Here is a 14039-nt window from a genome sequence, read left to right on the forward strand (position 1 = left end):
ACTCAATCCAATAATTAAACTTTTAAAAAAATTGTGACCATGACAAGTAAAATTTCTTCTTACTTTAACAAAAGTTGTAGCGCTTTCCAAAAAAGTTGAAAAGTAATAAATTATATTTCTTTAGTATACTTCTAATATTTGCTATTGATATAAACTAGTGTTGGAATAAATATGTAGGGTTGTCAGTCGCAAAGTGGATACAAGATAGATGAAAACATGTTCTCCATTGTAACTAAGAAAGTTTATGCTAATTTTTAACGGCGCCAAAGAGGTTTCTTTAATATGTTTTATGTTTCTTCTAAATTTTTTAGGCCATTGGATTGAAAATTTGCATAATCAAGAAAGTTTGAAATAGATTTGAAATTTTTACTAGCAATCTAAGCACTTTTTACTCAAGACTTTGTAAATGTTTCCAAAATTGGTCTTAGCTATAGAAAATTTTTCTAATTTTGACTTCAAATCCCCCAAGCTTTTTAAATTTTTGCTTAGCAACTTTTTAAGTGTTTCTGATATTTTAGTAGTACCAGTAACAATGTTTTAAACAATATTAAACTAGGACTTTCTTTATTTGAATTTGAAACAAGCTACATACTTTTGCAACCTGTTTCAAATTCAAATAATATTAAGTATTAGTACCAAACACCATTATTATCAATGACACTTTGCACTCTTTTAAGAGAATCTTTTATTGATAAGATTGAACTTATTATTGCTTTATATGCTTCGTATGAATTAGATTTTTCTTTGACCTTTGAAATTAAATTTTTTATTCCTGTTTCAATGCTATTTAATATCTTTCCTGCATATACTTCTCTTGCGTATACAAAATTTGTTGCGGTCTTTGCACTCACTTGAATATAAGTTAATAGGGCATTAAGATCTTTTTCAAGCTTTACTTTTGTAAACTTTTTAGCCTCTTCTTTAGCCTTGCCTTTAGTAAGGTAGTCAAGTCGTGTAGAATACATTTGGGCTTGCTTTATTGAAAGCAATGTATAATTATTATATATCTTAACAATTGTTTTAATTGCTGAATCTACATTATATTTAACGCCTTCTAGATAAGATTCATATCGATTGCTTAATCTTACTTCTTCATTATATTCATCATTATATTCATAATCTTCTTCTAGATAAGAATACTTATCATAATCTTCTTCCTCTATTTCATATATTGATGAAATAGAGTTTGAGCCTGAAATAGTTTGATAAGAATTTATAGTAAAATCAATTGCATTGCTTTGAATAGTCTCCTCCCTCAATTTACTACTTTCACCTTTAAGGGAACTTAAACTTCCTTGAGTCATCCCTTTATGTACCCCTTGTTGTTTTTGTATTTTTTCTTTTCTAGGCTCAGGCTGTTCTCTTAATAGCTCAATTTTTAAATTTTCTTTTTCTGACATTATATTTTTTTGTAATAAATTACTATTATTGGTAGGCTCCATCTTTATACTATGAGTAGGCGGGTTTTTTTTAACAACTTTATCTTTGCCTTTCTTTCTATTAACCTTGTCTTTATCTTGATTGTTAATATACTTTTTAATAGATTCTTTGCCACCAGCATCTAAAATAGAGCTTCCCTCATTAAACAAATCAAGAGATTCCTCTTTCATTTTATCTCTCATAAATAAATCACAACTGATAAAACCAAAAAGTAATCCCAAAGCTAAATATTTACTTTGAACTTTCATGCTTCCTCTCCTTTAAAGTTAATACTAACTTTAGATCATTTTAACTAGGATCCCAAAAATTAACAAACTATTCTTATTAAAAGAGACAAAATTATTACAATTTTAATTCACAAAATACTAAGCTAATTTTACTATTAATAGTATTTTCATTTAATCTAAATACAAATAGGAAGATAACTTGACATATTATATGCCGATCTCATTTTTAGAATTTCAACTATAATTAGATTTTTAATTTTTTCTTAAGATGTACTATTAATTTTTTATTGCAAAAATCTTCAAGCTTTGTTTTTAATCCTCTTAAATCATAAAGATCTAATTGATTGGGTTTTTCTTTATTCTCTTCTAATCCATTCATAACTTCTTTAAAATCCAATTGCATTAATATGGCATTTTATGTTTACAAACCATATTTTATGCTATCTGATTCTATTTTTAAGAATTTCTACAAAATTTTTTATCTTATTTTCATTATAAATAAAGAGAAATGAAATAATCTTCCCTCTTTCTTATTAAAAGAAGAATATAATGACTTATTATTAAGAAGATCTATTAACTCTTTAAAACATTTCATTTTTTGTTTCACATTTATTCTTACCTTAACTTCAGCTTATCTTTATTTACTAGTTTCTTAAAATTATTCATTTTTTATGTTTTCATATAAAAAACTATAAAATCCAAACTTTAAAACTTTAATTTAATAAAATACAAATACTTTAAGTATATCTGCTATTGATGGGGTAGTTTTAGGATATTTACTTACATTAAAGAAAGAAGAATGCTTCTATTAGTAAGGGAATAAGTTGGTTATAAATTAACAAAAAAAAAGGTAATATTTAAAATAATCAAAAAAGGTTAAAAATATTATAGATAGTTATGTCATTTATGTTCTTATACTGTTTTTTACTGGTATATATTTTAAAGATAATAATCGTTTAAATATTTTTTGTTAAATCTTTTATTTTCCAGTCTTACCCATATAATTCAATTTTAAGAAAAAATTCTTAATATATTCTATTGTCTCTTAAAATTTACTAGGACAAATTTTACTTCTTTTTGAATAATTTCTTTTATCTCTTTCTTGATTCCCATCGTTTCAGGCATATTAGAGAAAGAAGTTTTTAATTGTTTAAATTCGTTTTCAAGTTTATGCACGTCACCAACTAATTCAGTAAATTCTAAAAATTGATTTTTCTGCTTTCTTTTCTTCATCAATACTTGAAACTAATTCTTCTTCCTTTATCTCTATTTTTTCTTGAAAGTAATAAGGGGGGGGGGATTTAAAATAGCCAAACTCTCTACATTGACGGGTCCTGTACTAACAGTTTGCAATTCGTTTTTTCTTTCTCTAATATGTTGTTCAATAGCTTCTCTGCCTTCTTGGGTTTTTCCTATAAAGTCTAAATCTTTCTTAGCTTCTTTTTTTTTCTACATACTTTTCTTTTATTTTGCCCATTAATTCATTAAGATTTACCTAGTATTGCATGATAATAAACTTACCAACATCAATATTATTGTCAAAATATTTTTTTTCATATCTTCTTTTTCTAGAATGTTTATATATTCATAGCTATAATAGAGCATAAACTTATTGCTATTCCTATGAAATTGCACATATAGGCTTCTTATTAATACAAAAATCATTATCTTATACTTAAAAAGTATCCTTAAAACTATCTTGCTAAACAATAAGCACATTCAAAAATACAATATGAAGCTATTGCAGTGGAAACTTCTACTAATTCTTTTTCTATAAGATCAGTAAAATAAGATGGGTTTAAATTAGCCAAAGTTTATTAATTATCTTATCAGTATAAATTAAAAATAAAGAAAAAAGGGAAAAAGAAAAAAAATAATTAGGTATGAAAAAGACAATATGAGGAATGATTTTTATTTTTAATAATAAGTGTTGTAATAATATCTTGTGAAGGGGGTTAAAAGCCTCGATGTATAAAAAAAAAGAAAAAGCAGACAAAGCTAATGATAAGGTGATTGATTTAAAAAAGCAAATAAAAAGATAAAAGATTCGATTGCTTTTGCAGTAAGTGCAAAAGCAATCGAATCTTTAGTTAAGCTAGAAGACTTTCTTACTAAAACTTTTAGAAAGAAAGCTTAAGGTTTAGGAAGTGTTTGGGGACAATAGGAGACAAAATGGTTTTTTCAATTAGGGGATTATATAATGTAGTATTGTCTGACAGATGTTAAGTTAGGGTTAATGGAATAAAAAAGTAACACCGCTTTCCTTAAATAGATATAAAATTATTTTATTTTAAGAAACTTATTATTTAATAATAGTGTTCATTATATGGACCTTTTTCAGGAACTATATATAATAAACAGTTAACTTTAAGTTTGAGTAAAAATAATTTTTTATTTTACTATCATCATAATTACAGTTAATTTTCCAATTAAGCTTATTTTTGTGGGTTAGGATTTCAGGGATCTTTCTTTAAATTTTCTAAATAATCTTTTCTTGATTGCTCTAAATTTTTTTAAAATATTCTTTATTTTTAAATATGCATTTAAAGAATATAAAAGCTTGTTTTTGGGTCCTATTAAGGACTACTAACAATATTGTTCGTCAGACGGATCTAAATTTTCGTTTTTATTAACTACTGGTTTATCCATGGGTCAATAAGTCATTTTAGGTATTAAAGTTTCATAAATTAGAAATATCTTTCTTATTATTATTGTTGCTTGAGTTTTGTTTTTTTAAAAATTCTGTTTAAATATTACTTTCTTTCTCATTATTACTATTTTTAGTAATCATACTTAAAGAAGTTGTTGTACTAAGAAGAGTCTACATCTTGTAGCTGAACTAAAGACTGGTTTTTATAAAAATTGTAGCTTTTAATATGTTTTTCTATAGCAATGTATAATTTTTCAAAATAAGTAAATATCTAACAAAAAGCTTTTCATATAACGTGTAATTATATCTTGAAAAGATATAATCGAAACTCTTATATTATTATGGGGGCTTTTGTATATTTATAAATACATTTAATCCGAAATACACCTATTAAGTTGAAGAAATTTTTATTTATAAATTGTTAGCATATTGAAAATGAATAATTTTCAATTAATTTTAATTTTGCTTATTTTTTTAATCCCTTTATGGTTAGAGAAAGTCAGACTTATTTTTTTTTTGTTATTAAAAATATTTTTTTTATCTTTTACATGATCATTATAATAATTTTCTTCTAAGCTTTTATTTAAAAACGTTCTTTTGAATCTTGTTTCCCAGATTTCATTAAAGTCGTTTATTTTATCAGTTTTTCCATTCATCATCCATATTTTTTTACTGTATTTATTTTTAAACTCTTTTATAAAATGATTTGAAATATCTTCAATTTTATATTCTTTTTTATATTTTTCTATTGCTAAACTTAGGTTTCTTAGTGCATTTACATATGTTTTTTCATTATTGCTTATTTTTAGTATTTTTGTTATCTGAAGTTTTTCTATTTTATGGATTTTCACCAGCCTTCTTATGATATATTCTTTGTAGGAAATTTTATGTATTTTATTATCTTTTTTTCTTATAGAATTCTTTATCTTATATATATCTTTTATACCTTTAGGTATAACATCTGCAATTGATTCATCTGCAATTGAGCTTCTAGGTTTTATATTATTTTTGTTTTTAGTATTGTCAATTTCTTTAGAAAAATCAGATACTATTTTTTTATCTTTTAAATATTCTTCGATTTCTTTATTAATTGCTTCTTGAATAACTGTAAAACGGTGTTTCCAAAGATTTTTATTTTGTATATAAAATGCAAAGCTTCCATTATCTTTGCCTAAATGTTTTAGTTTAGTTGTTATTAATAGTACTTGATTTAAAAATGATATATCATATTCCAAGGTCCTGATTGATGTTTTTTGATTATCTTTTGCGAGACATTTGTTAACTATATTATATATTTCTGTTGTAGAATATGTTTTAAGTTTGTTAGATTTATAGTATTCTTTATTTTTAAGTTCAATTGCCCAACATACCTTTAGCATTCTTTGGTATATTGCCCTTTTTTTAGTTAAATATGATTTTAATCTTGAGTACTTTAATTTTATTAAATTAGAGCTTGTGTTTTTTTGGTTGTTTTTTATAAGTTCTTCTAATGTTATGAGATTATTAAAATTTTTATTGACATTATTTTTTATTTTTATTATCATTATATTATCCTGGCTTCTGAAGTGAAATTTGTTGTAGTTTCAGAAGCTTTTTCAATTATTTAGCTTGTACTTTGAATTTTTACTGTGTTACAAACAAAATAATTAGCTTTTAACATATTCTATAATAATGGTTTTGAAATGTCAATATAATGGATTATAAAATATGACCCATATGTTTAGAAACAGTTTGTATTTCATGTTTTGTAGATTTTCGGGACATTATTTTTTTTGCTTGCTCAATTCTTAATTGAATTGTTTCTTTCATGCTATTTGTTATAGGCTTTGGCCTTCTAAAATCCATTAGAAAATATGTACAAAAATCTTCTAAAAGATAAGGGCGGTTGTCTACATGAATTGCACATTTTAAAATTTTTGATTTCTTAGATATAGTATTTTTGCTAATTGAAAGATTATAAGAATCTTCTAATATATTTTGGAATTCTTTTAAAGAATAAAGCCTTACGCCGTTAATACTTAACATAAATACCTCATTAATTTCATTTTATTATATATTATGTGTTAGTTTCAAGGAGGTAGGTTATATGTTGAATACTTTTAGTAGATTGTTTGCCAACAGGTGTTAGATGATATATCTAGGGCTTATTACAGTAATTTATGTCTATCCAAAAAAAGTTATAATAAGGTGATATTTTTAAGAAATGGGGCTATACTTGTGGTTTGGTTTAAGTATTTTTTTTCAATTTCATCTTCTAATAAAGTGATATCAATTTTGATACAACTGTTTTCTTGTATAATATTGATGTCATTTAAGATAAAGTCCAGGCTATTTGAGTTTAAATATTTGGTCAAAAAATTTGTTTTTTCTAAGAAGATTAATCTTATCTTGCCCCCTAATCCATTCTCATTTTCAATAAAAGATCTTAACGTTTTTAGAATTTTTTGTTTACTATTGATAGTTTTTATTTGATTTGAATTTGTCAAGATTAGTTCTTCGTAGATTTTTGTGCTTAGATTTAATAAAATTCTATTTGTTGTTTTAATGCTTACATTTAAATTTTCACTAGTTTTTATATTGGCGTTATTGATAATTTTGATATTAGAATAGCTGATTTTTGTTAAAAAAGGAAGTTCAATGGTTTTATTGATCCCTTTTAAGAGTAAATTAACTTTTTGGTTGTTTGCTTTGTTTTCAAAAAGGTAAGTATTGTTATTTTTTATAATAGGAATAAATGCATTTTCTATATTTTCTTTTCTATAAATAGAGTCAAGTATTTTAAGCCCAATTAGGTAAATCTTATCTTTATTATTAGCTTTTAAATCAATCGTATAGACTTTAACTGGCATCATATCGTAAACTATTTTAAGCCTTTCTTCACTCACATAGTTAATATAAAACTCAAGGTTCTCTTTTAGAATTTCTTTTGGCAATTTAGAGAATTCATCTGACTTTAATTTTAAACTAATAATTCCACCTTTAAATGTTTTGAGTGTTATATTCTTTTTTAGGTTTGTTTGAATAGTTTTTTCAAAATTAAGTTCAAATTTAAAAGCTATAGGGTTGATAATAAATATTTTTTTATTTTTTACAAAGTAAGTACTGATAATTGACCGTGGGTCAGTATACACAATTTCTCCTATAGATGCACTTTGAAATTTATATAAAATTGGGATTAGATATAGTCTAATCTTTTAAATTGGTTTTTGTTAGAACAATACCTAATAATAATGGTTTTTTAATTTTAATTCAAGCTGTAAAATTAGAATGTTTTTATTTGAATTGATTATATTATTTAATTTTTTAATTTTGAGTAATTTTTTAAAAATAAATATAAGATAAACTAAAGGAAGGTTTTGATGAATGCAAAATTTATTGTAAAAAATTTTATTTTAATATTTTTAATTTCTTGTCAAACTTATCAAATAGCTTATGATAAGTTTTCTCAAGTATTAGATTCACAATATGATATTGGGGTAAATTATTCTAGAGATGGAACATTTAGGTCTGTAATTTCTATTAGATATGATAAGTTAAAAAATAAAAAGGAATATTTTATTTTAGTCAAAGTTGAGTCTAGAAATTCTAGTCAAATAAAGCTTGAAAAAATAATTACAGATACTAGGTTTGAGTCTAAAGGTGAGTTAGTTTTAGAAAATAGTAAACGTGTTGTTTATTATAACGATTTTTATGATTCATATTTTCCCTATGATTATACAACAGTGATTACTGAAAAAAATATTAAGGTAGAAATTTATAAATTTAGTATTTCAGAAAGCGAATTTATGAAATTTGTTGCTTTGGGTGGTGATAATATAGCGGCATTTAGAATTTATGCGTTTATGAATGATGTTGTTGTAAGTTTTAGCAAGATACCTTTTAAAAAATTTTTGGACGATTTTAATTTAAAAGCTAAAAGACTTAGTGAGAGTTAACTTGAGCTTAAGACTTTTTAAGCTCAAGTTAACCTATCCTTTTATAGGGGAAAGATATAAATTAAAAGTATTTAGTATGAATAAGTTTTTTAACATTAATTTTTGATAATATTGGCTTTAAAATTGTTTTTATATTATTTATTGTGTCAATCTTTTGAAAGATTGATGAATTCCAGTATAGCTTTTTCATTCCTCAGCAAGAATAGACCCTCTCTTATTCCATTGTGGAACTCTTCAAAGGAAATTAAGATTGTTTTTAAATTTTTATCTTTATTGTCTATATTGTCATAGTAAAAGATGAAGTAAGGCCTTCCGGTATTATCTTTAAAGCCAAGAAAATTTACAAAGATTGCTGTTTCTTGAAAATCTGTTTTTAAATTATATGAGAGGCCATTTTTATATAAAAAAATTCCATTGCCTTCAAGACTTTTAATTTCTAAATTATTAATTGTATTTTTTATTTTGGTAAAACTTTCAATTGCTTTTAAAATATATTTTATTGATGAAAATTTGGCATAATATATGCGGTTATTAATTTGAAATTCTAAAAAGATTCCGCATTCATTTCCAGCTTTAATTACATCTTGCTCATTTTTAATAGAAGCCGCAATTTTTTTGTCAACAGCAAGATTGATTTTAAATGTTGAAATATGATTTAAGGTTTTTACATTATTAATTGCTAAATTTTCTGTTATATAGACTTTATAATTAATAAATATTCCTTTTATATTTTTAATTTTAGCTTGTTTAAATTCATAGTTTGTGCTTTGAGAATATATTGTTAAATTTTGAATCAAAAATATTAATAATATTAAAGCTTTACTTTTCATTATGAACTTATTATATGATAGCAGGCTTAAATAATTTTAGTAAACTGTTTTGATTATTAAGTCTGAAATTTATAAAAATTTTAGCTATATAAATATTTTTTATTGATTATTTAAGGAAAATTTCTTTCGATATTTTTATAGATTTGTGTCAGATATTAAAGTTATTCACTAAAATAAGTTAAAAAGTTTGTATATTCGCTTAGCAAGAATTTTGTTTCAAATAGTTTAATTGACTTTTGATTTTTCCCATATAAAAAGAAAACCCCTTAAAAATAAGAGGTTCATTTAAAAGAATGTATGGTATGAAGTAAATATTGATAATAAATTCTTTTAATTTTAAAAAAGGAGAATATTTAATACTCAATTATTAGTTCAATAATTGAGTATTCCCATGTATTTTGAAAATTTTTTTATAGAATTAGATTTTTTCATAGAAACTCTAATTCTATTTAAGATTAAATTTTATTTATCACTAAGGTTAATTATGTACAGTTATTTTTAGAGTTTATGATTTAAATATCAATTATCGTATTGATATTTAATGCTTCCTATTTAAATAGGAATTTAATTTTTATTTAATTTATGTTTTTTAGATTTTCATTTTTTCTATTTGCTATAAACTTATTGGTTTAGGTACTGAATGTTTTAATTTTTAGTAAAAAAGAAGTCCCTACCCCTAATCTTATTTGGAGAGGATTAATAGGGGTGTTGGGGACTGTTGGTAGATCGTTTTCTACCTTATATATATAATATTTTATTTTTTTAATTTTGTAAATATTATTTAATAATAATAAATAAAATATAGTGTTTTTATGAAAAGTATTAAATTTTAGTTTTTTTATGATTTCCTTTTAGTTTTGTTGTTTGGTTTAGTTTGATGTTGTTGTGATTGGCTTTCAATTTTATTGATGGCTTTTAAAAGCCTTATTTGTCCTTTATTAAGGGTTTTTTCTTTATATTTTAGCTTTAAAGGGTTTAATTTTTGGTTCATTGCCTGAATTTCTTTAATTTCTGTTTCAGTTGGTTCATAATTTATCCATTTTTTATCTATCCAGCCTTTTTCCCATTCATAGTAGCTTTCATTGAAGTTAGTTCTGTTTTGTTCGTCGAAGTGTCTTGCTAGTGCGGCAATTATTTTTGTTCCATATTTAAGCATTTTTTCTGTTTCTGTTTCTGTAATAAATTTATCATAATCGTAATTTTCTCCAGTTTGCATATTAACAATGTCAACTATAAGTTTAAAAGTATTAATACAATTCATTGTGATATTTATGGATGAAGAATTAGGATCACTAAGGGCTTTAATATTAAGTGCATATTTGTTCTTTAAACTTATGGGAATTTTAAAAAAATCTATTATAAAGCCATTTATTTTTGCTCGATAATTAGCTTCATATTGGGAATTTCCAAAGAAAGTTCCTTTTGTTTCCCCAATTACATATTCATTATAGTTTCTTGGTATTTCCTTTTGCATTTTTATCCTTTAAAAATATATTATTATGATTTGCATACTACAATATTGTAATGTATATCAATTAATATTATATATCAATTGATATACATTACAAATAAAAAAATATTTGTAATTTTGTTTTTTCCCTAAATTGTTGTAAATTTAAACTTATCTTTAACCTTTAACCATTTATAAAAAGTCCTTAAGAGAGAAATTTCTTAGGACTTTTTATTGATTAAATTTCTATTTAAAGAGCTTGTTAATGAAATTTTGTTATTTAATATAATCAAGGCTTTTATTTTAGTGTTGTTTTATGGGGTAGCTGTGTTGTGATGATTTTATATTTGTTGTGTAAATGCAGCATGATTTTTTAATGATTATATGGTAATAATATTGTTTTTTAGATATAGACAATTTAAATTTCATAATAAAGCAATTTTTAATAATAAGTTCATTATAATATTGATAGGGTCTTTATATTAAATTTATTATGTAGTAAATATTCTTTTACTATTATTTTATTTTTCTTAATAAAAGCTTAAATTAGGATATATTAGTAAATAATTTATTTGTAAAAAGTGAAGAAAATAATAAAAAGTTTTTAAAAATTATAAATTATTTGAAGGTTTTGAAGATTTAAATAAAAAATATAGATTTCGTTTTTTGTTTTTCATTTTTTGTTTATTCTAGTAAGAAAAAGTTAATTTTGGTAAATTTAAAGTCCAAAATTTTTGGCTATAATATATTGTGCTTAATTAGAAGATTAGCTTAATTTTTATAGTTGCTGTTTTTATAGAGGGGGAAATATAAAGCATCTACCATTCTTTTTGCTTTTAAGCGTTTTTAAACTAGATCGGACTTGATTCATTGGAAAATTTTATAAAAGAGTAGCGTCACTGTTAAAGGATTAAAAATAATTTAATCCTTTAAAGTTAGTTTGCATTAAAATAATTAATATATGATATAAAATAATTAATATATGATATAAAATAATTAATATATGATATAAAATAATTAATATATGATATAAAATAATTAATATATGATATAAAATAATTAATATATGATATAAAATAATTAAAAGGAAGTTTGCATGAAAAAAATAGCATTTCATATTCAAAAAGGTGGTGTTGGCAAAACTACCTTAAGCGGGAATATTTCAAGCTATTTATCTAAAACAAAAAAAGTTATATTAGTTGATTGTGATATACAGCAAGGAAGTTCTTCTACATGGTTTCTTAATCATGAAATTCTTAGGGCAGATATTAAAGATTCTCTTTTAAAGAAAGTAGATATAGATCAAATATTAAAACAAATACAAAAAAATTTTTATATTTTACCATGTGTGCCGAGCGGAACCTTTAGGAGAGATGTGCAACACAAATTGCAAGATTTTCCATATTTGATAGATGATTTTTGCTTAGAATTAGAAAAATTGGGATTTGAGTTTGCTATTTTTGACTTATCTCCCAGTTTTGAGCTTTGGGAGCGAAGAATTATTCTTGCAATGTGTGAAGTTGTTACTCCAGTGACTTTAGAATTTTTAAGTCTTGAAGGAATTAATATTTTTAAGGAAGAGTTTGATTCTTTGTTAAAATCTTATAGAAAAAAGGTTAAGCATGAGAAGATTGTTTGTAATATGCTTAATAAAAGTTTTAAAAGACATAATTTACACTTAGAGCAATTTAAAACCTTTGGATATGATCTTTATGAGATTGGACAAGATTCTAAAATAGCAGAATCTCAGCTATATAAAAAGTCGATTTTTGATTATTATCCTGAGAGCAAGTCTATTTTAGAGCTTTCAAGATTGGGGGATGCTTTATGCCTATAAGCAAAGAGGTTGATTTAGAAGAAATTATTAAACAAAATGTTAGCAAATCTAAATTTGCTTTTCGTGCTGACAATGATGTTATTGGTAATAAGGTCTCAAATGTTAAGCCTGGCAGCAGATCAAAGATGACAATCAAACAAATAAGTGTAGGGCTGAAATATGAATATTGGGTTGAATTTTATTCTATTTTAGATAAAAAGGGATTAACAGCTTCTGGTTTTATAAGATCTTTAATTATGGAATATATAGAAACTTCTAATAAATAATAATTTTTTACAGTTAAATTATTATTTAAAGCTTTAACGTCCTTTAAGGGTTTAAATAATATAAGGGTTGGCAATGAGAAAATATTTAATTATTGATAATTTGCTATATATTATTATTTTATTTTCAAATTTATTTTAAAGCTTTTATTATTAAAGCTATATAATTCTAACCCATAAATAAAATAGAAATGTTTTAAAATAAATATTGCAGCTAGTAAACAGCTTATTAAAATACTTCATTTATAAAAATTTTCCTCATCTAATTACAATTAATACAATAACTTAAATTATTGTATTAATTGTAATTAAAGCTATTGATATTATAATAAATATATAAAATTTATTGTTAGTAATTAATAGATAAAAAATTAATTTTAACATTTCTATTAATAAGTAAAAAATATTAAAACATTTTTTACAAAATCCGATTAATTTTGTAAAAAATGTTTTTAGTTGCATGTGAAAATATACTATACACATGGTTAAGCATGAATACACTATTATTGTTGTCATAAAATTTTAATTCTCCCTTAATTTTTGATAAATTTCAGTCTATCTCAATTCTGCAAAAATTCCATTTTTTATTGATAGTTTTGTATTATTGGTTTAGCGATGTTATTTTTTGAAAAGTTTCCATCCCAAAAATTTTCTTGTTTCTTTTTTTTTATTTTTTATACTTAATTTATCCCATTTAATAGGGATTCTTTTTTCTCTAGGTTTTGCATTAAAAATAATAAGTATATTATCTATATAATCTTTATTCAATGTTTTAAATAAGCCATATTGATCTAGATCTAAAACATAATTGGGATTTGCTTTTTTTAAAATTTTAAAATAATAGGACTTGCTAGGCAATATTATCGGATTTTTATATATTTTTATTGCAAACTCTTCAAACGTTATAGCATTTTTGACTAATTCTAATAGATTATATTTGGGGAAATATTTATTGGGATTGTAGCTTTTTAAAGAGCCCGGCGTTATAAAATATTTTAAAATTTGTTCTTTGGGGTATAAATTAATACTCTTTTTACCATATTTTTTGAAAGCCTTTATATTTTGTGATGGTTTATAGGGAATAATTTTCCCCTGTTTTTCTAATCTAAGCAGCTTTATATAAATGGCATTTTTTTTTGTGCTTTTATTTTGCATGATTTGTATTTCTTTTAAAGTAAAATATTCTTGATTTTTATCATCAATAAACATTGTTATTGTTACCCCCCCTTTTTATAGTTGTATGTAGTTTACTATAAGAAAGTCAATGTGTCAAATGAAAGGCTAAGGCGGTTATTTTATTCTATTTGGAAGTAAATTGATATTTAAACTAAACAACTGTAAATTAATTTACAGTTGTTTAGTTTAAATATCAATTTACTTCCAAATAGAATAAAATAACCGCCTTAG

The 14039-nt window shown here is 23.4% G+C and carries 12 protein-coding genes; 3 read left to right on the forward strand and 9 right to left on the reverse strand.

Annotated elements, in window-relative coordinates:
* Positions 1-629: 629 nt before the first annotated feature.
* The 6 genes from DB318_RS05730 to DB318_RS05760 form a co-directional block, all read right to left on the reverse strand.
* On the reverse strand, positions 630-1688 hold the full coding sequence (locus DB318_RS05730) for a ferrous iron transporter A (protein ID WP_151074460.1): 1059 nt from the start codon (positions 1686-1688) through the stop codon (positions 630-632).
* 223 nt (positions 1689-1911) lie between these two features.
* Positions 1912-2046 carry a hypothetical protein gene (locus DB318_RS06165; RefSeq protein WP_272872981.1) on the reverse strand — a complete coding sequence of 45 codons (135 nt, stop codon included), beginning with the start codon at positions 2044-2046 and terminating at the stop codon, positions 1912-1914.
* Between the two features lie 656 nt (positions 2047-2702).
* Positions 2703-2900 carry a hypothetical protein gene (locus DB318_RS05745; RefSeq protein WP_151074461.1) on the reverse strand — a complete coding sequence of 66 codons (198 nt, stop codon included), beginning with the start codon at positions 2898-2900 and terminating at the stop codon, positions 2703-2705.
* Between the two features lie 1863 nt (positions 2901-4763).
* Complete coding sequence (locus DB318_RS05750; protein ID WP_151074462.1) at positions 4764-5861, reverse strand: plasmid maintenance protein; 1098 nt, start codon at positions 5859-5861, stop codon at positions 4764-4766.
* Positions 5862-6015: 154 nt separating this feature from the next.
* Entirely contained in the window at positions 6016-6342 is a 327-nt protein-coding gene (locus DB318_RS05755) for a hypothetical protein (protein WP_151060873.1), read from the reverse strand.
* Between the two features lie 152 nt (positions 6343-6494).
* Entirely contained in the window at positions 6495-7448 is a 954-nt protein-coding gene (locus DB318_RS05760) for a hypothetical protein (protein ID WP_151074463.1), read from the reverse strand.
* Positions 7449-7676: 228 nt separating this feature from the next.
* Here DB318_RS05760 and DB318_RS05765 point away from each other — a divergent pair, with 228 nt between their 5' ends.
* Complete coding sequence (locus DB318_RS05765) at positions 7677-8252, forward strand: hypothetical protein (RefSeq protein WP_151074464.1); 576 nt, start codon at positions 7677-7679, stop codon at positions 8250-8252.
* A gap of 146 nt (positions 8253-8398) precedes the next feature.
* Here the strand turns inward: DB318_RS05765 and DB318_RS05770 are convergent, their stop codons facing one another.
* Together DB318_RS05770 and DB318_RS05775 are read right to left on the reverse strand one after the other, a co-directional pair.
* On the reverse strand, positions 8399-9082 hold the full coding sequence (locus DB318_RS05770) for a hypothetical protein (protein WP_151074465.1): 684 nt from the start codon (positions 9080-9082) through the stop codon (positions 8399-8401).
* 838 nt (positions 9083-9920) lie between these two features.
* Positions 9921-10556: a hypothetical protein gene (locus DB318_RS05775; RefSeq protein WP_151074466.1), complete on the reverse strand. Its 636-nt coding sequence runs from the start codon at positions 10554-10556 to the stop codon at positions 9921-9923.
* Positions 10557-11628: 1072 nt separating this feature from the next.
* Here DB318_RS05775 and DB318_RS05780 point away from each other — a divergent pair.
* Positions 11629-12369, forward strand: a complete 741-nt coding sequence (locus DB318_RS05780) for a ParA family protein (RefSeq protein WP_151073952.1) — start codon at positions 11629-11631, stop codon at positions 12367-12369.
* The gene (locus DB318_RS05785) at positions 12360-12635 is read left to right on the forward strand and encodes a hypothetical protein (protein WP_151074468.1); all 276 of its coding nucleotides are present in this window, start codon (positions 12360-12362) and stop codon (positions 12633-12635) included. Before DB318_RS05780 ends, DB318_RS05785 begins: the two co-directional genes overlap by 10 nt.
* A gap of 615 nt (positions 12636-13250) precedes the next feature.
* Here the strand turns inward: DB318_RS05785 and DB318_RS05790 are convergent.
* Positions 13251-13841, reverse strand: a complete 591-nt coding sequence (locus DB318_RS05790; RefSeq protein WP_151074470.1) for a hypothetical protein — start codon at positions 13839-13841, stop codon at positions 13251-13253.
* Between the last annotated feature and the right edge of the window lie 198 nt (positions 13842-14039).

This window comes from [Borrelia] turdi, assembly GCF_008828755.2.
In the GTDB taxonomy this organism is placed as follows: domain Bacteria; phylum Spirochaetota; class Spirochaetia; order Borreliales; family Borreliaceae; genus Borreliella; species Borreliella turdi.